The following is a 19,016-nucleotide window of genomic DNA, read 5'->3' on the forward strand; positions in this document are numbered from 1 at the left end:
GTTGACATATTTTACTAGGTGCTAAAATAAATGAATGCTACTTTCTAGCGAAACGCCCTTCCGCTTCGTTGATGGTTTGTTGCACCAGTTTTTGTAAAGCACTGGCCTTAGTCCCTATTACAGGATCTTTATCGTAATTAGTGAGATAGATAATATTTTTGGTAGTATCGTCGTAAACAAATTGAAATTCGTAGCGCAATACTTTTGGATCTTTCAAATTGGCGCCTACATTAGCTACCGTATCTGGAATGTGAAGTAGGTCCTGCTCATCAATTTTGCTGTGCAGATAAATTACATTGTTAGTGCGCAATTTAAAATTCTCCTTGATTAGGCGATCGCTTTGATCTAAAAATTGATAATTACCAGTTTTTGAATCATAGCTATTTTGTAGGGTATCTCCCACTCCCCATTTGTAGTTAAGGCTTACAAATGCTACAGCTCTTTTTCCTCCACTTCTCAGTTTCATGATGTAATAACCGCCTACCACCGCGATTATTAATACTAAAGCTATTTTTAAGATAAATTTTTGTTTAGCATTCATTATTTGGCAGCGGTTTCCTTATCTATCAGTGTAAGTTCTATTTCTTTTTGCATTTTTCCTATAGCACTTTTCATACGTTCACTGCCACTAAAGCTTGGCAAGTAAGTTACTTCCTTAGATTTTTTTTGGTAGTTGAACTTAATGAAATAGCGCAATTGCTTAGGATTGTTTACATCTGCTTCGCTATTTGCTATTACACTTGGCAAATTCCAGAACCCTTGAACATCGGCAATACTATCTAAATATTTAATATCTCTCTGGTTAAGCTTAAAATTACTTTTTACCAAAGAATCGTTCTTATTTAAATATTTAAATTCACCGGTAACGGAATTATAACTGTTTTCCAATTGCTTGCCCATTCCCCATTTATACTCTAATGAAACAAAGTATTTTTCTTGAAATGGTGCATTTTTAATCATTGGAGCATAATAAATGACACTATAAATTACAAATGGCACCACTACACTCAGTATTAAAAAAATCTTTTTGGCTCTTGAACTCATAATTATTCTGCAACAAAATTCCTCGATGCCTCGTCATCAAACTCACCCTCCCATTTGGCCACTACTACAGTTGCCAGGCAATTACCAATTACGTTTACCGAGGTTCTCGCCATGTCCATTAATTCATCTATCCCTAAAATGGCAGCGATGATAAACACTGGGAGGCCAAATTGTTCAGCAGTAGCAATAAGCACAATTAACGACGCTCTTGGTACGGCTGCTACACCTTTTGAAGTAATCATTAAAGTAAATGCAATGGCCAATTGTTGTCCTATGCCCAAATGCATACCCGCAGCTTGGGCCACAAAGATAGAAGCTAAAGAGAGATACAAAGAAGTTCCATCTAAATTAAAACTATATCCGGTTGGTATTACGAACGATACAATTTTACGTGGCACGCCAAACTTTTCCATATTGCTCATTGCCTTTGGCAAAGCTGCATCTGAACTGGTGGTCGCAAAAGCAATAGAAACTGGTTCTTTTACGGCTTGTATAAATTTTTTGATCGATATTTTTAAGAAAAGCATGATAGGTACAAATACCACCAATACAAATGCAATTAATGCAATGTATAAGGAACCTAAAAGCATGAACAAATTCTTCAAAATATCTACTCCCAAATGGCCTACGGTATAAGCCATTGCTGCACCTACACCAATCGGGGCAAAGTACATGATGAGATTGGTAAATTTGAACATTACTTCAGACAAGCTCTCGGCAAAATCTACCAAAGGCTTTCGTTTCTTCTCTTCTACCATAGCCAAACCAATACCAAAAATCACCGAGAATACTACAATCTGTAATACTTTGTTTTCATACATCGATTTCACTACGTTTTCAGGAAACAGCTCATAAAAGAAATGAGCGAATTTATACACGCCATGTACATTTCCTGGTAGTGCCTCTAATTCTGTATCAACTATTTTAGCTGTCGGCAATTGTTGCTGGGGCATTTTCTGAATATCTACTCCAACTCCAGCATGCGTAATGTTAATTACTGCTAAACCGATGAAAATAGCACAAGAAGTGGCACAGAAGAAATATAACATTGACTTCCAGGCCATACGTCCCACTTGCTTCAGATCCGAGTGGCCTGCTATACCATATACCAAAGTTCCAAAAAGAATTGGTCCTACAATGGTTTTAACCAACTTGATGAAGCCTTTACTGAGTGGATGTAACGCTGCCGCAAAATTTGGAAAATCGACACCTACAAACACTCCTAAAAGCATACATACTAATATCCATGTGGTCAGATTTTTTTTCACCAAGGCGTAGGCTACCAACACTATCGCTAGGCCCCATCGTACCGACATCATGACTTGATCAGCTATTTTTACGATCTCAAACTCCTTTAGTAAGGTGATGATTAAAGCAATGGTAATACAAATTAAGGTGATGAGACCTATTTTAGTTTTTTTCATTTTTTGTCTTTTAAAATCGAAGAAGTTATTGTTTTGACAACTTCCCGATCTGTTTTCAGTGTCCTTTTATTCAAAAGCCACAAAGCCTATTTGGTTTATTTGGTTATGTATTCACATACCTCACGATCAATAAAAGTTGTACCGTGAATGTGATTAGACCGACAAAAATAAATAAATGCATTAAGCACGCAAACATTTATTAATTTAGCCAGCGTTTATGGTGTAACAATTTAATGTTGCACTGTTCTAATAGACATACAAAAACAGTAAATGGACCGAAAAGATCAGCTTTTTAAGGAAATTTTCGATAAAAATTCAAAGAAGATATTTCACTTGTGCTACGGTTATACTGGAGACAAGGATTCGGCGAATGATCTTTTGCAAGAGACGTTTCTGAAGGTTTGGCAGAACTTGGATAAGTTCAGGAACAAGTCATTAATATCTACCTGGATTTATAGAATTGCGGTGAATACCTGTTTAACTTACCTCCGTTCTGAAAAAAGACAAGCCAAAGACGAGCTTACCGATAATATTATTGAGAATAAGATAGAGGAATACTCTGAAAAAAATGAGCAGGTTGCTTTATTGTATAAGTCGATTTCTCAATTGGAAGAAAATGACCGTTTAATTATTACAATGGTATTAGATGAGCTTCCTTATAACGAAATAGCAGAAATATCGGGCATTAGCGAGGGAAATTTAAGGGTTAAAATCCACCGCATTAAACAGAAACTTACTGAAATATACAATCAACATGCAAGAATTTGATCACATAGAGGCATTATGGGCTAAGCATACCGTTGATGTGAAAATCTCGGCCGACGATATGCTCAAACAGGCTAAGAAAGATGTAAGTAACATGCGTACCAAATCATTATTGAACATTATTGGTATGGCGCTTTCTATTTTTGTCATCGCGGCCATTTGGATTTTTTACGACTTCACCTCTATATCCACGCATTTTGGCATTAGCATTATTGTTTTAGCGATAGCGGTCTATACCATCATTTTATATAGCAACCATCGTGTAATTGCCCGTAACGATTTCACACAAAACCCCCATGTTTTCCTTCAAAAACTAAAAGTATATCAATTGCAAAGGCATCAACTTTATAACCGGTTATATTGGTTCTATGTGATTGCACTTTCTTTGGGCATGGCCTTATATTTTTATGAGGTATTAGCCAATTTCCAGCCGTGGCTACAAATATTATTCTTGTTTTTGAGCTTTGGTTGGATGATATTTTGTTCTACCTTGGTTAGAAAGGCAGTCATTAAAAAAGACAAGGAAAGAATTGCGCTTTTAATTGAGAAATTTGAACGTATTAGCAATCAGTTTAAAGAAACAGAATAAATTGGCACAAGTTTCGTTCTTGTATGGTTAATGAAGCCATTAAAGAATAAAATAACCATGCTGGCGCTTTTTCTGCTGGCCACCGCTTTTGTAGCACCTCATGACCGTATTTATCCAGAAACGCTGGATTGGGACACTCATTTCAGGGGTAAGCCTGATGCCAACTCACAATACGCCGCGGTAACCAATACCATTTGGCAATATGGTTATACGGCCAAAACCAGGGGCAATAACTTGACTATTGATTTCAGTTTTTTAGGTGGTGTTGATGCCGATAAATCTTGGGTTAAAAGAGAACGCATAAGCAATAAAAATACGAGTAGGATTTTGTTAAACCACGAACAGGGACATGTGTACATTAACTTTCTCCTGCTAAAAAATGGCGAGCAAATTTTACGTAACCAGCAATATACCATCCAAAATTACAAGCGTTTGGTTGATAAAACGGCCAAAGAGCTTAGCAAGTTTTACAATAACATGCAGGATCGCTATGATGAAGAAACCAAACACGGCTCCGACTTAGAAGCGCAACAGCGCTGGAATAGCTTTTTTGAAAGCGAATTGAGCAAGTTATAGTACTTCTACAAACCCAATCTTGATTATTTTGAAGCTTCAAAAATACTTTAAGCTTTGGCGGTCGTCACCCTGAATTTATTTCAGGGTCGTTGACAATAAAAGGATGCTGAAATAAATTCAGCATGACGTGGCGCTTAGACTAGCAGCAATCATAGCAATATTTGAAAAACAATAATGCAACTCGCATTAAAAATAAAAAGGACGAGAATAAAAATCCTCGTCCTTGATAATGATATTAATTTGAGTTAGTCTCCCCTGGCTTTACTTCCGAAGAAGAAAAGCTATTGCCAGACAAACGGTATTTCAAGGTCTTTACCAAGGTGCTGGTTTTGCCTCCCTCTGATTGTACAATAGGTACGGAGCGAAATAAATCTCCATTTTTAACAAAGAATTTATCGTCTCCCTGGTAACCTTTCATGGTATTTATTCCCGGAAAACTGATTTTGTTAAAATCATTACCAAATTCGTACACATTGACATCGGTAACGTTTTTACGTACTAGCGACTGTACATAAATTTCTGGATTACCATCATTATCCAAGTCCATATTCCAAGCATCGGTAATGATTCCATTTCGTTCCACAGCAATAGACTTATAGTTATTTTTAGCGGAATCAGACATTAAGATCAAAAATCCACCTACGCTATCCACTCCTTTACCCCAGCTTACTACCTCAAAATAATAGCCTGGTTTTATTTCTATACTTTTATAGAATGGAAATGGGTTGGGGGCCTTGGTTTCTGTTGGAGCCAACTGCGTTTGCACAGTCTTTTCGTTTTCGCTACAGGCCACAAATACCATAGATATTGCAGCTACTATAAATACAGATTTAAAAAAATCTCTTAAAAACATCTTCATCATATTTAAAAAGCCAATTTATGTGTTTTACACGTTTAATGCAAAGGCTATTTAACTTTAACATCTGCTGCACCATTATTCAAAACGGTTTCCATTACTACGCTACGTTTTCCGCTAGGTGTAATTACAATAGTTTTTAATACTTTTTTTGTTCCTTGGGGTACATTAATGTTCAGCGGTTGGGTATATTCTGCTGCATTTTCAGAAGGCCGGTAACCATCTAGCGTATAATAAACCTTAGCTCCCGAAACGGGTGCAGCTAGGGTAATCACATGGTTTTCGCCATTTACGGTCTGAGCTGGCTGGCCTACTGCTGTTGGCACCCAATAATTAGTATCAGTTTGGTCCAATCTTGCCAAATGTAAAGGCAAACGTTCGTCGCTAAAGTTTTTAAGATCCTTTTTGGCTAAGGGTGTCCAAGCTATTTCAGACAGGGCGTAAACCCTTGGAAAAATCATGTATTCTACCTTTGAAGGTGTTTCGATATACTCGGTCCATAAGTTTGCCTGTACGCCTTTTACGTATTTCTTTTGATCTTCGGTAAGTATGTCAGGCACAGGATTGTAGTTATAAACCTTGATAAAATCAGAATAACCTTTGCCTGTTCTACTGATGGTAAGTGGTTCATCTTCGGATAGGGATTGCTTGTGATCGAAGTACAAACCGTTAGATCCTGGGGTCATCAACACATCGTGGTTTTGCTGTGCGGCTTCTATCCCGCCTTTTTCGCCTCTCCAGCTCATCACCGTAGCATTAGGTGCTAAACCTCCTTCTAAAATTTCGTCCCAGCCAATGATTGAACGTCCTTTATCATTCAAATACTTTTCTATACGTTGGATAAAATAGCTTTGAAGTCCGTGCTCATCTTTAAGTCCTTTTTCTTTGATTAATTGTTGGCAAAATGCAGACTCTTTCCAATATTTTTTTGGGGCTTCGTCACCACCAATATGGATGTATTTAGATGGAAAAATGGCAATTACCTCATCCAATACATTTTCCAAAAATTTGAAAGTGTTTTCTGAGGGCACAAAAATATCGTCAAAAACACCCCAAGTTTGTTGTACTTGTTTACCAGTCCTAGGACCCGACCAAGGAGTTTTCTCTCCTATAGGCGTATCTCTTTCAGGAAAACAGCTTAACTCGGGGTAAGCTGCAATAGCTGCGGAACCATGCCCAGGCAATTCAATTTCTGGAATAACGTTAATATATCTGGCGGCAGCATAGGCTACAATTTCTTTAGCTTCGGCTTGGGTGTAATAACCTTTATAAACTTCATTATCGGTTCCTCCACTACCTGGATAATTACCAATAATGGTACCGTTCCTACTGCTACCAATTTCCGTAAGCTTAGGATATTTCTTGATTTCTAATCTCCAACCTTGATCTTCGGTTAGGTGCCAGTGAAAGTTATTCAACTTATACTGGGCCATCACATCAATATATTTTTTAATGAAGGAAAGTGGAAAGAAATGACGACCAACATCCAAATGTAACCCTCTGTAGGCAAAACGTGGATAATCATTAATTTCTACATGCTGAATAGAGTATTCTCCATTTACCTTCTTGCTAGGAAATAACTGCATAAACGACTGCATGGCATAAAACAAACCTGCATCTTTTCCTTCCAACTCTACCCTATTTCCCTTGATTGATATTTTATAGCCCTCATTGTTTACCTGTTGACCAGAAGAACTTTTTAAAACAATCACTTTTTGATTTGCACTTAACGGCATTTTAGCAGATACGATCTTGGTGGTAATACCTTTTGAAAGCAAAAACTCCTTAAGTGTCTGGGCAATTTTCATGTCGGTAGGAAGCGCAGAAATTACCGCATTATTGGTTATGGTAAGATGTCCGGATGCTTTTACCACAGAGACTGGGGCTGGAATAATTCCCATGTTAGCATCGGTTTGTGCCCGTACATTCAGCATAAAAAATGCAGCAACTGCCGTTAAAAATAATTTTTTCATCAGTTTTGGTTGTGATATTTTGGTTTTTAGTTGAGCGCTATAGATTAAGCACTATAATTATTTTACAAGATATAAATTTTTAAAACGCAGTGGAAAAGAAAAAGTTAAAACATAAAAAAAGCTTTCTAAATATCTTAGAAAGCTTTAAAAAATGATGGATATACTAATTATTTAGCATCGCCTTTTGCGGCCAAATATCTCTCGGCATCCAAGGCGGCCATACAGCCCGAACCTGCTGCAGTAATCGCTTGTCTATAATAACTATCTTGTACATCGCCGCAGGCAAAAACACCCTCTACATTTGTTTTAGAAGTGCCTGGAATGGTTTGTAAATAACCCGTTTCGTCCATATCTAACCATCCTTTAAAAATGTCGGTGTTAGGTTTATGTCCAATGGCTACAAAGAAACCTTCGATATCTAAAGTTTTAGCTTCTTCTGTTTTATGGTTGAATACTTTTACACCAGTTACATTTTTACCGTTTCCGATAACTTCTGTAGTTTCTGTGTTATAAAGTACTTCAATATTTTCTGTATTTAACACACGGTGAACCATGGCTTTTGAAGCTCTAAATTCATCTCTACGTACCAGCATGTAAACTTTTTTACAAAGTTTAGCTAAGTAAGTTGCTTCTTCGGCAGCAGTATCTCCTGCTCCTACAATCGCTACATTTTGACCTTTAAAAAAGAAACCATCGCAAACTGCACAAGCTGATACACCAAAGCCATTATATTGTTGCTCACTTGGCAAGCCCAACCATTTTGCTTTTGCTCCAGTGGCAATGATTACAGAATCTGCCAAAATAGTTTTCGTTTCATCAACAGTTACTTTGTGTGGCAATGACGAGAAATCAACCGAACTTACATAACCAAAACGAATTTGTGTACCAAAACGCTCAGCTTGATTTTTAAAGTCCTCCATCATTTCTGGACCCATAATTCCGTTAGGGTATCCCGGGAAGTTATCTACATCAGTGGTTTGGGTAAGCTGTCCGCCCATTTCCATACCTGTGTATAATACGGGTTTCAAATCGGCTCTAGCGGCATAAATAGCTGCGGTGTAGCCTGCAGGCCCCGACCCAATAATGAGGCATTCTACGTGTTCTAATTCTTCTTGTTGAGACATTGTGTGTAATTTGTGATGCAAATTTAATCTTTAAGCCCTAAAGCGCAATATTTGTGGAGAAAGATGAAATTGTGGAGATAATTCGTTTAGTGGTTAGGGATTAGTAACTAGGGATTAGTAGCTAGGAGTTAGTATTTAAAAAGTCAGGAAGTTAGCAGATCGAAAGTCGGAAAGTAATTAGTTCATTAAAAAGTCGGAAAGTTGATAGACCAAAAGTCAGAAAATAATTAATTGAAAAAGTCGGAAAGTTTAAAGTTGGACGTTCGAGGATATATACTTTTAACCTTTCGGATTTTCCGACTTTAAACTTTGCGACTCTATACTTTCAACTTACTAAACTACTTCCCTTTATTGGCTTTCAGCAAGCGTACAAAGTTGCCTCCTAATATTTTATAGATATCGGCTTCACTATAACCTCTTTTTAAAAGAGCTGTAGTTATCTTTGGAAAATCAGCCACACTATCAATTCCCTGCGGGAAGGATTCAGCACCGTCGAAATCAGCACCAATTCCTACGTGGTCTACTCCAATCAATTTCACAATATGGTCGATATGGTCTACTACCTTTTCAATGCTTGGCCGTATTTGATCTGCTTCTATTTTACGTAGGCTAATGAGCGTATCAATAGCTTTTGATCTTCCGTATTTGTCGCTAAGGGTTTTAAGTTCGTCCTTATACTTTGTTAAAAAAGCTTGTTGTTTTTTCGAATAGGTTGAATCTAAAAATCCACTGTAGAAATTCAAGGAGATTACACCTCCGTTTTTTCCTACGGCCTTGATCTGGTCGTCTTTTAGGTTTCTCGGGATGGGATTAATAGCATACACACAACTATGAGATACCAAAATAGGTTTCTTAGATGCACTGATGGCGTCGTAAAATGTTTGCTCACCTACGTGAGACAAATCGACCAATACACCAAGGTCATTCAGTTTTTTCACTACTGATTTCCCAAAATCGTTTAAGCCTGGTTTTTCGACCTTGCCTTTGCTTTCCTCGGCCGCAGAGCTTGCCCAAGGAGTGCTATTATTCCAAGTAAGAGTAAGGTAAATCATCCCTCTTTTAGCCAAAGCTTCGAGCTTGCCTAGGTCGCTTTCAATCATATGCCCCCCTTCTACTCCTATTAATGCCGCTAGCTTGTTTTGCTTCACCGCATTTTCCAGTTCTTGAGCATTGGTCGCTAATGCGATTTTGTTGGGATATCTTTTGATCAGGCTATATAAGGAATCAATTTGTCTGTTAGCCAAGTCAAAACCACCTTTTTCATCGCACCAGATAGAAAAAACCTGTACATCTAGCCCACCTTGTTTGGCCCTTACCAAATCAAAATTACCGGAAGACTGCAATTGCCCAACATCTATGCCCGATTGTATCTGGTTAAAAAGAATATCGCCATGGGTATCAACCATTATCGCTTTTCGGTGTATTTCGCTTGCATTTTGTGCATAAGTACCGATCGTTAACATTGTGGCGGCCAATAGGGCTAGTTGTTTCTTCATGTTATTCTATTGCTTGTATTTCTTCGCGGGTGAGTCTACTTGTGCTGATGAGTTTATCGCTTTCAAAAACTTCCTTTGTTCTCTTTTTCAAATTATACCAGGTACCATCTTTAAGTCCATTCTTGAAATGTCCATATATTTCTCTTCTACCTTTATAGGTAAAAACAGCAATATCTCCATTTAATTTACCATTTAAATAGGTACGATAACCTAATACCTTACCATCTGGAAAATAATCGGTCCATTTTCCTTCTTCCAAGCCATCTACATACGAACCTTCCTGCGAAATATATCTATCTGTTTTTGAATTCTTAAAATTGGTAAAATTTTCGTCGTTATAATCAAAGATGCTTCCGTAGAAAATGAACTTGCCATGCGGGATGGTAAGCTGTTCATTTTTATAAGTTCCGGAAAGCATTAGATTATCGTACAAGTCGTAACGCTTCAAAACCCATAAATCCTCTCCACTTAACTTTCCGTAAACACCATAAGAAGTTGCCCTTTCGGCATCGGGAGTAACCCGGTTTCCATTAAAATAAATAGGTTTGGCTTGCGAGAAAGCTTGTAAAAAAGTACAAAAGCATAAAAATATCAGCAGTTTATATTTCATGATCGATCAAGTTTGAATTACCCCTACATTAAAACTTTTTCTAATAGGCGATTGGTTGGCGGCTTCAATCCCCATGGAAATAACATTTCGGGTTTCCAAGGGATCTATTACGCCATCTACCCATAAACGTGATGCGGCGTAATATGGTGTGGTTTGAGCATTATATTTATTGGTAATATCGTCTAACAATTGATTCTTTTTATCATCAGCAAGCACTTCTCCTTTGGCTTTCATGGCACTTTCCTGAATTTGCAATAATACTTTGGCTGCCTGTGCCCCACCCATTACGGCTATTTTTGCACTCGGCCAAGCATAGATCAACCTAGGATCATAGGCTTTACCACACATGGCATAGTTGCCTGCGCCGTAGGAATTGCCCAGTACCACGGTAAATTTTGGCACTACCGAATTGGCTACGGTGTTCACCATTTTGGCGCCATCTTTAATAATCCCCCCCTGCTCTGACCTGCTGCCCACCATAAAGCCTGTTACGTCATGTAAAAACACCAAGGGAATTTTCTTTTGATTACAGTTCATGATAAAACGACTGGCCTTGTCGGCACTGTCCGAATAAATTACTCCCCCAAATTGCATTTCGCCTTTCTTTGACTTTACCACTTTACGTTGGTTGGCCACAATGCCTACTGCCCAACCGTCTATACGCCCCAAGCCACAAATGATCGATTGTCCGTATAGTTCTTTATATTCTTCAAATTCAGAGTGATCTACCAAGCGCAAAATAATCTCCTTCATATCATAAGGTTTCTCGCGGTTATCAGGCAATATACCATAAATATCCTCTTGCTTTAATTTTGGCAAAGCCGATTTTATACGGTCAAAGCCAGCATTTTCTGGAGCTCCCAGCATACTCATCACGTTCCTGATGCTGTCTAAACAGGCTTGGTCATTAGGGTGCTTGTAATCGGTAACGCCCGAAATTTCGCAATGCGTAGTTGCCCCGCCCAGTGTTTCATTATCTATATCTTCGCCTATGGCAGATTTCACCAAGTATGAGCCCGCCAAAAAAACTGAGCCCGTACCATCAACAATCATCGCTTCGTCGCTCATGATCGGCAAATAAGCACCACCGGCCACACATGAGCCCATAATGGCCGCAATTTGTACAATTCCTTCTGATGACATGATGGCGTTGTTCCTAAATATACGTCCAAAATGCTCTTTATCGGGAAAAATTTCATCCTGCATAGGCAAATAAACCCCTGCGCTGTCTACCAAGTAAATAATTGGCAAACGGTTTTCCATAGCTATTTCCTGTGCACGTAGGTTTTTCTTAGCCGTCATGGGGAACCAAGCTCCGGCCTTCACCGTAGCGTCATTGGCCACCACTACGCACTGTCGTCCCGATACGTAGCCTATTTTAACCACTACCCCTGCACTTGGACAACCGCCTTCTGCTTCGTACATCCCTTCTGCCGCAAAAGCCCCCACTTCAATAGCGGGTTTATCTTTGTCCAGCAAATAAGCAATACGCTCTCTTGCTAGGAGCTTTCCTTTTTCTTTTTGTTTCGCTGCACTTTTCTCTCCGCCTCCTAGGTAAACTTTTTTCAGTTTTTCTTTTAATTGGTAGACTAACTGTTTATTATAGTCCTCATTCATGTTAAATGACAAATCCATACCGGTTTTAATTTTGGTTTTTGGTATTAGCCGCACAGTTTCACAGCCAATGATGCTAAAATAGCATTTTAGGCGTTGTAATAGCATGAAATGGCCGATATTTTTTACGTTATTGCTAGCGGGAAACCTAGCTTTTGCCCAAAAGTTCAGCTTCCCAAAACTGTTAGCACAAAGTGATAAAATCAACAATCTGGTTCCCAAAAACTGGAAGATATTGGATTCTGCCTATGGCGATCTGAACCATGATCAACAACGAGATCTGGTATTGATTTTAGAGTACCACCAAGCGGTTGATGAGGACAGAGCGTATGGCAACTATGAAATAGAATTAATTAGGGAAACGCAAAAGCCCAGAATGTTGGCCGTATATTTTAAAACAGGGAGCAGATATCGCCTGGCGTTACAGAATAACGATTTCATTTTGCGATCCGAAGAGGGTGGAAAAATGGGCGAGCCTTTAAGGGGGCTTAGGGTTGAAGAGAATAAACTGAACTTATCTTTTGAAGGCGGTAATGAATGGCGCTGGAAGCTCAATTACCAATTTGAGTATCTGCAAAAACAATGGAACTTGGTTACCGCCAACAATGTGTATTACCATAAGGATACCGGCGAAATGGTTGACAAACAATATGATTTTGTTGACCGCACGATAAAAACCGTAGTAGGCAGTATTTTTAAACGTAATATTTCTAACGAAACGGAGGAAGATATCCTAGTCTTTTCACAACCTAGAACGTTAAGTGATTTTAAAAAACCATGGACCTGGGAAGTGACCAAGGATAATTATTTGTAAAGAATCAGAAAATGGGTTTTATTATTCTATTGCCATTAACTCATCATAACTTTTAACGTAGCGGCAGTCTTTGGGAAGTTTAAAAAATTCGTCTTTAATATTATAGACCTTAGTAACCGTTGAGAAAATCTCTGTTCTTCTATAAAACCTTATAGCTTTTTCATTCTCATTACTAGCATCATACTCAGGATGACATTTAACGTATTTTAATATGATTCCAGTAATCTTATCAGAAGTAAATGTAAAAGGAGTAACCGTCGTTAACGATTTTGCCACATACAGATTCGTAAAAATAGTATCATGAGAAATAATATTTTTTTGATCATCTTCAAAAGAAGAGACATAATTAATCATTATCCTTTTACAAAGCATATCGTTTATTACGGTATCCTTATTAACAAAGATAGTGTCTATCTTCCAAAATAGATTTTGTTCCTTAAACAATTCAGAGCCAACATATTCCGATATCTTTATTTTGGTGGCGGCATAAGAATTGTCACGGTTCTTAACAAAACAATAAATATTTGTATCGCCTTTTGCTTTGATAACACCATCAAAAAAGCCTTTTAGCTTGAAACTATCGTTACCTACAGTAAGCCTCACACCTCCAACTTCTCCACTAGTATAATCGACTTCGTAATAGGACTGACCATAAGAATTTGTTATTTTAACAAATAGTAAAAGTAATAGTATATATCTCATATTAGTTCTTTTAAAAATTCGTATTTATCATTGTATTGTGCCAAGAGCCTGTAAGGCAATAACTATTTAGGCATTAACGGATTTCCAAAGTTTTTTGCTCACAGGCCATTAATATGCACAAAAGCATAAAAACAAATACATTTCTCATTACAAGTACTCCATTAAGTTAATTAATACTCCAACTTTCTGTAGTAATACTCCATCTATTATCTATTTTTTTTAGATGAAATTCATAGTTTTCTCTTACTCCAAGATTATATAATACTATATGTGCCGTATCAAAAGATAATTTAAATTCAGTTATTTCATAGCGTTCTCTTTTGTCTATGCTTTTTCCTGGAAAGTTTAATCGTCTATTTTCGGGAGTGTCATCGATATAAAATATAGTGAAATATTCTGATGCTGTTGGAAAGCCTTTATTATAAAATTTCGATTTTAGAAAATATAAACTATCGGAATAAGTTATATTTCCTTTTAAAAATGACTTCCCTTTTAATGCGGTTAACAAAACATTTACAGAATCCACCTTGTTTTGTCCATATTTGTCATTAACGTGACAAGAATACAAAAAGACTATTAATAGCAATAATATCTGTTTCATCAGTCTATTTCTTTTATGCTTTTATGTACTTTTGTGGCAATACAGCAAAGCTTTCCATGAAAATTCTATCTGGGAGTAAAACTTTGTTAATCTTATTTTTCCTTTCTATACCAGCGCCTGTAATCTTTATATGCCACATTCGCGATAGAATCTAAGAAATTACCTCGAGTAATTTTTTCTAATTCAAAAATTAAAAACGTCTTTGGGCTTTCCCCTGGATTAAAGATTATCCTTTCTGCCTTTTCTATACAGCGCTTCGCGATAGAATCTGGGTGCCTTAAATATTTTGAAGGCAGATTACCTCCATCTCCTTTATAAGACATATCATTAAGGTCATCCATAATTTTAACGATTTCCTTATTAGTAGCATACCGCATATAGGATAGAAAAAAAGATCGTCTATATTCCTCTATAAATTCTTTTTTTGAAACCTTATCTTCTAAAAAGGTATTCCGTTTTATCCCACAAGAAGCAAAGAACAATAAACCTAAAACTATAACAAGGATACCTCTTTTCATATCAATTTTTACCTGTAACCGAATTATATCTAAATCATCTTTATTTCGGCTCTGGAGGTGTAAACATTGACTTTGGGGGTTTTATTTCCTTTTTGAGCTCCTTATACCATTTTTCATTTTCAAATTCAAAATTTTCTACCTTAACGCCACTAGAAGCACTTTGCTTCAAAACTACCCAAGCCTTACTTAAATATAAGTTCGGTTTCATAAAACAAATGTCCCCCATGTTCATAAATGCCTACTTTTATTGTGTCATTTATATATTCAAATTTAAAAAGACTTAGTCTTTCCCTACTATCGTAAGGAAAACCAGGGCCAAGATTAGTCATTCTGTTCCGTGAATTATCTTCTAAAGAAGATATTTTGAATTGACTTGTAGCCTTAAGGCCAACTCTCGTTAAAAAACTTGTTTTTCAAAAAAAACACTGTATCAAGATCAGGATTCTCTTTCAAAAATTCCTTGCCATTCAATATGCAGCTAATAATTTTTACAGTATCATCGGGTTTTAGTTTATTGTTTTTTCTATCTATCGATTGACAAGCGAAAAGCAGAATCGTATAACATATGAAAATTATTTTTCTCATAGATTCATCTTGAATTTGAGAACGTTACAATTGGTCCATTTACCATTTTCTTTAGTTTTTCTTTTGAAGATCATTGATGGTTGGCCGATTAGGCAACCGCTTATTGTTATAATAATCTTTATAAGTAGATTTTTGATAAACCCCATTTTTAAAATACATTGTACACACTGTTGAGTCAATATTTTCAACGTTGTTATAAACTTCCGTTACGATAATTCTATCTTTTAAAATTCTCTTTTTTGCGACCATCACCACCGAATCGTTTTTCAGCCCCTTAAGAGTTATACCAAATGTGTTTTTATTATTATAATAATATTGTTCTGAAACATACCAAACTCCATAATCTCCATAATCTTTATGAATTTTTGTTTTATAAGATATACCATATAACTTTACGTTTTTCTGGGAAAAACATGAACTACTTATTATTATAAGTAATAACATTGAAAATGTAAACTTCATCATTAATTCTCCTTTACCAAATTTCTATATAACTCAAACCGCCTTTGGGATCTATTTCATAACCATTAATTACCAAACCATTAACTATTAAGTCTACATGGCCAGAATAGCCTGCTGTACTTGCATTCTTATTTATGGCAATGTAGATACCACTTCTACCTCCATTTTCTTTTAACCAATCCATAATCTGTTGTTTTGTCGTTGTAGAGGAAACATTTAATCTTGCCTTTGGCCCCTCAAAGTGATTATTCACGTAATTTCTAAAATCGACAGCACGAAGTATAAAATTTTTATTGTTAGCTCCTTTTTCTGTACCTGATATTTGCGGTATTGGATAACCACTATTGTTTAGGCAAACAGAGCCCCTTATGGCACAAGCATTTCTGTAATCCGTTAATCCATATTTAGCTCCCAATTGCCCCCCTACCAAGTCATATACATATTTTGCCGTAGATATAGCAAATCCAGTCCCAGCTTCTTCAGTATAAGGCCAATTCACCTTAATTGTAGCAAATGTTGGCATAGGTTGCTTCTGTTGCGGCAGGGTATAACTATCCCAGTCCAAAGTAGGAGTACCAAGGTCGCTTCCTTCTTTAAAAGTAAGCAATTCAGCTTCCCTATTCACATCAAACCCCACTACATTTTTATTTACCGTCAAATAGGCTACTACCCATCTAATGAAATTGCCCGTGTCTATTGAATTCCCGTTCGCATTGAGATAATTGTTTAGTAATGTAACCAAGCTAGCATTACCATCTAGGAAAGTAATTTGCCTTATATCCGTAATATCTAACTGAGTTGCCAATTGCTGAGCTGGAGTTGACCCACCACCAGGTGCCGTACATTTGATCTCTCCACTGGCGCAAGGATCATAACCATCTGGTGGAGTGGGCGTAGTTCCGCCACCACCATTGGGTGGAGTACTTCCTGAACCATCTCCAGGATTACTGCTGCCTCCGCCAGTGGTGGTACAGTCGGTATTGTCGTGGAATCCTATCCTTAGGTATGCGGCATCATCACTTCCAGCATAAACACAACCAGGCTCACCGGGGGCATGTATATTGTCCACACACATCTGCTCATAGGTGTAATAATATCTTGTGGTAAGACATATGGTGCCTGACGACATCACGGCCCGGCTTCCTTCTACCCGACCTGCACTATATTTTTGGGCAAGGGTTTTCGGGTCTAGATACACGATTTCAATCTTCCCTTCAAATTCGGCATTTTTTCCCTTGATCCAGTTGTTCACCCACTTTTCGGTTGGGGTGTAGGTATTGATGAATACCAGCGTACGATCTGATCGGCGGTCGACGGTAAGGTTTTGGAAAGAAAGGGACGTTGGCGAAAGGGGTTTTAGGGGAAAGACATAGCTTACACCCTCGGGCGACCTGATCACCCGTACCTTTCCGGAAAACTCCAGATCAAGAGAACTCCCTTCGAGCTGGATGGCGGCATTGGCCTTGCCCGATTTGTTGGACAAGATGGCGTTTCTTAGTTGGGACAGGGAATCTATCTTAAACTCGCGGCCAAAGGTTTCTAGGGTAATGGTCTCTATTTCTACTTTGGTCTGTCCCGATTTTTCCTTTATGGCAATTTCCTGGGTAGCAATGGAATCTTTTTTACAGGAATTGAATAGGAAAATGAACAGCGTAGATAGTACGAGAAATTTTACGGCTGCAGATAGCCTTGCAGCTTTCATTGGTAGCATAGTTTTCATAGATCATTTGGTTAGTTGTAATGCAAGATAAATAACTTTATTAAATTGAAAACTATTAAAACAAAAAAACTTACAAACTTTGCGTAAACGCTCAATCTGTAAGTTTTAATGGTGCAAATTTCAGCACCAATAGTTATTTACTTAAATTCTACCCCTTTATGGCATTGATAATATCGTATTGGGTAATGATGTCGAACCTACCGTCTTCCAGTTCTACCAAAACGGCGCTATTATCCTTATTAATTAGTGACGATAGTCTATCGATAGAAGTATTTAGATCTACAAATGGAAAAGTTGGGCCCATGACGGTTTCTACCGTGGCCGATTTTACACTTGGATTTTCCAGCAGGGCACTTAGGATATCGCTTTCTTCCAATTTACCAACCAACATTCCTTTTTGGGTTACTGGTATTTGAGAAATGTTCATGGTGCTCATGGTATTAAATGCTTCCGAAACACTTTTCTCGCAATCGATGGTTACAATTTCTCCTGTTTGCTTTTTAGCCAAGATGGTTCTGGCCGTTAGTTTCTCATCTTTTAGGAAACCACGTTCGCGCAACCAATCTTCGTTGTACATTTTGCCCATGTAACGGCTGCCGTGATCATGGAAAATAACCACCACTACATCATCTGGTTTTAATTGGTCCTTTAACTGCAATAAACCTGCTACGGCTGCTCCGGCAGAGTTCCCTACAAAAATACCTTCCTGACGGCAAACTTCTCTGGTCATTAGGGCCGCTTCTTTATCGGTGACTTTTTCGAAAAGGTCAATTATTTCAAAGTTTACGTTGGCTGGCAAAAAGTCTTCGCCAATGCCTTCGGTGATATAGGGGTAGATTTCGTTCTTATCAAAAATTCCGGTTTCCTTATATTTTTTAAAAACGGAACCGTAGGTATCAATCCCCCAAACTTTAATGTTTGGATTTTTTTCTTTTAGGTATTTTCCCGTGCCGGAAATGGTACCGCCCGTACCTACGCCCACTACCAGATGCGTAATCCTGCCCTCGGTCTGTTCCCATATTTCGGGACCTGTTTGCTCATAGTGCGCTTGGCTATTACTTAAGTTATCGTACTGATTGGGCTTCCAAGAGTTGGGCACTTCGCGTTCTAAACGGGAAGATACCGAGTAGTAAGAACGTGGATCTTCTGGCTCAACGTTGGTAGGACAAACAATTACCTCAGCCCCGAAGGCACGCAGAGCGTCTACTTTTTCCTTAGACTGTTTATCGGTAGTGGTAAAAATACATTTATATCCTTTAATGATTGCCGCCATGGCCAAGCCCATCCCGGTATTGCCCGAGGTTCCTTCAATAATGGTTCCTCCCGGTTTTAGCTTACCGCTTTTTTCGGCATCTTCAATCATTTTTACAGCCATACGGTCTTTAATAGAGTTCCCCGGGTTGGTTGTTTCTATTTTAGCCAATACTGTGGCTGGAATATCTTTTACGATGTTGTTCAATTTTACCAATGGCGTATTACCAATGGTTTCTAATATATTGTTATACCACATGCTACAAAAATACAGAACAGCAACAAGTATTTT

The 19,016-nt window shown here is 37.8% G+C and carries 19 protein-coding genes; 4 read left to right on the top strand and 15 right to left on the bottom strand.

Annotation, left to right across the window (positions count from 1 at the left end):
• Positions 1-37: 37 nt before the first annotated feature.
• Genes ABDV71_RS18515 through ABDV71_RS18525 form a run of 3 tightly spaced genes read right to left on the bottom strand, consistent with a single transcriptional unit; the run spans position 38 to position 2,468 of the window.
• Positions 38-541, bottom strand: a complete 504-nt coding sequence (locus tag ABDV71_RS18515) for a hypothetical protein (RefSeq protein ID WP_343535216.1) — start codon at positions 539-541, stop codon at positions 38-40.
• Positions 541-1,044, bottom strand: a complete 504-nt coding sequence (locus tag ABDV71_RS18520; RefSeq protein ID WP_343535217.1) for a hypothetical protein — start codon at positions 1,042-1,044, stop codon at positions 541-543. Before ABDV71_RS18520 ends, ABDV71_RS18515 begins: the two co-directional genes overlap by 1 nt.
• A gap of 2 nt (positions 1,045-1,046) precedes the next feature.
• Complete coding sequence (locus tag ABDV71_RS18525) at positions 1,047-2,468, bottom strand: cation:dicarboxylase symporter family transporter (protein ID WP_343535218.1); 1,422 nt, start codon at positions 2,466-2,468, stop codon at positions 1,047-1,049.
• Positions 2,469-2,738: 270 nt separating this feature from the next.
• On the opposite strand from ABDV71_RS18525, the gene ABDV71_RS18530 reads away from it, so the two are divergent.
• From ABDV71_RS18530 to ABDV71_RS18540, 3 genes are read left to right on the top strand one after another with little or no spacing between them, the layout of a single operon-like run.
• Complete coding sequence (locus ABDV71_RS18530) at positions 2,739-3,236, top strand: RNA polymerase sigma factor (RefSeq protein WP_343535219.1); 498 nt, start codon at positions 2,739-2,741, stop codon at positions 3,234-3,236.
• On the top strand, positions 3,223-3,822 hold the full coding sequence (locus tag ABDV71_RS18535; protein ID WP_343535220.1) for a hypothetical protein: 600 nt from the start codon (positions 3,223-3,225) through the stop codon (positions 3,820-3,822). The genes ABDV71_RS18530 and ABDV71_RS18535 overlap by 14 nt, the downstream gene beginning before the upstream one ends.
• A gap of 30 nt (positions 3,823-3,852) precedes the next feature.
• Complete coding sequence (locus ABDV71_RS18540; protein ID WP_343535221.1) at positions 3,853-4,398, top strand: hypothetical protein; 546 nt, start codon at positions 3,853-3,855, stop codon at positions 4,396-4,398.
• A 235-nt stretch (positions 4,399-4,633) separates the two neighbouring features.
• Here ABDV71_RS18540 and ABDV71_RS18545 read toward each other — a convergent pair whose 3' ends face one another.
• The 6 genes from ABDV71_RS18545 to ABDV71_RS18570 form a co-directional block, all read right to left on the bottom strand.
• Positions 4,634-5,260 (bottom strand): hypothetical protein, encoded by a 627-nt coding sequence (locus ABDV71_RS18545; RefSeq protein ID WP_343535222.1) that lies wholly within the window; start codon positions 5,258-5,260, stop codon positions 4,634-4,636.
• A gap of 44 nt (positions 5,261-5,304) precedes the next feature.
• Positions 5,305-7,227 (bottom strand): family 20 glycosylhydrolase, encoded by a 1,923-nt coding sequence (locus ABDV71_RS18550; protein WP_343535223.1) that lies wholly within the window; start codon positions 7,225-7,227, stop codon positions 5,305-5,307.
• A 167-nt stretch (positions 7,228-7,394) separates the two neighbouring features.
• Positions 7,395-8,351, bottom strand: coding sequence for a thioredoxin-disulfide reductase (trxB, locus tag ABDV71_RS18555; RefSeq protein ID WP_343535224.1), 957 nt, complete (start codon positions 8,349-8,351; stop codon positions 7,395-7,397).
• A 338-nt stretch (positions 8,352-8,689) separates the two neighbouring features.
• The gene (locus ABDV71_RS18560; RefSeq protein WP_343535225.1) at positions 8,690-9,847 is read right to left on the bottom strand and encodes a dipeptidase; all 1,158 of its coding nucleotides are present in this window, start codon (positions 9,845-9,847) and stop codon (positions 8,690-8,692) included.
• A 1-nt stretch (position 9,848) separates the two neighbouring features.
• On the bottom strand, positions 9,849-10,457 hold the full coding sequence (locus tag ABDV71_RS18565) for a hypothetical protein (RefSeq protein WP_343535226.1): 609 nt from the start codon (positions 10,455-10,457) through the stop codon (positions 9,849-9,851).
• A gap of 6 nt (positions 10,458-10,463) precedes the next feature.
• Positions 10,464-12,092 carry an acyl-CoA carboxylase subunit beta gene (locus ABDV71_RS18570; RefSeq protein WP_343535227.1) on the bottom strand — a complete coding sequence of 543 codons (1,629 nt, stop codon included), beginning with the start codon at positions 12,090-12,092 and terminating at the stop codon, positions 10,464-10,466.
• A gap of 85 nt (positions 12,093-12,177) precedes the next feature.
• On the opposite strand from ABDV71_RS18570, the gene ABDV71_RS18575 reads away from it, so the two are divergent.
• Positions 12,178-12,885, top strand: a complete 708-nt coding sequence (locus tag ABDV71_RS18575) for a hypothetical protein (RefSeq protein ID WP_343535228.1) — start codon at positions 12,178-12,180, stop codon at positions 12,883-12,885.
• 21 nt (positions 12,886-12,906) lie between these two features.
• On the opposite strand, the gene ABDV71_RS18580 is transcribed toward ABDV71_RS18575, so the two are convergent.
• The 6 genes from ABDV71_RS18580 to ABDV71_RS18605 all read right to left on the bottom strand — a co-directional run bounded on the left by ABDV71_RS18580 (position 12,907) and on the right by ABDV71_RS18605 (position 18,983).
• A complete protein-coding gene (locus ABDV71_RS18580) occupies positions 12,907-13,587 on the bottom strand; it encodes a hypothetical protein (RefSeq protein ID WP_343535230.1) in 681 nt (226 codons plus the stop codon).
• A gap of 166 nt (positions 13,588-13,753) precedes the next feature.
• Positions 13,754-14,188, bottom strand: coding sequence for a hypothetical protein (locus tag ABDV71_RS18585; RefSeq protein WP_343535232.1), 435 nt, complete (start codon positions 14,186-14,188; stop codon positions 13,754-13,756).
• A gap of 92 nt (positions 14,189-14,280) precedes the next feature.
• Complete coding sequence (locus ABDV71_RS18590) at positions 14,281-14,706, bottom strand: hypothetical protein (protein WP_343535234.1); 426 nt, start codon at positions 14,704-14,706, stop codon at positions 14,281-14,283.
• A 636-nt stretch (positions 14,707-15,342) separates the two neighbouring features.
• The gene (locus ABDV71_RS18595) at positions 15,343-15,756 is read right to left on the bottom strand and encodes a hypothetical protein (protein WP_343535236.1); all 414 of its coding nucleotides are present in this window, start codon (positions 15,754-15,756) and stop codon (positions 15,343-15,345) included.
• 10 nt (positions 15,757-15,766) lie between these two features.
• Positions 15,767-17,473: a T6SS effector amidase Tae4 family protein gene (locus ABDV71_RS18600; RefSeq protein ID WP_343535238.1), complete on the bottom strand. Its 1,707-nt coding sequence runs from the start codon at positions 17,471-17,473 to the stop codon at positions 15,767-15,769.
• Positions 17,474-17,621: 148 nt separating this feature from the next.
• Positions 17,622-18,983 carry a pyridoxal-phosphate dependent enzyme gene (locus ABDV71_RS18605; RefSeq protein ID WP_343535240.1) on the bottom strand — a complete coding sequence of 454 codons (1,362 nt, stop codon included), beginning with the start codon at positions 18,981-18,983 and terminating at the stop codon, positions 17,622-17,624.
• Positions 18,984-19,016 lie beyond the last annotated feature (33 nt).

It is taken from the genome of Pedobacter sp. (assembly GCF_039594775.1).
Taxonomy (GTDB): domain Bacteria; phylum Bacteroidota; class Bacteroidia; order Sphingobacteriales; family Sphingobacteriaceae; genus Pedobacter.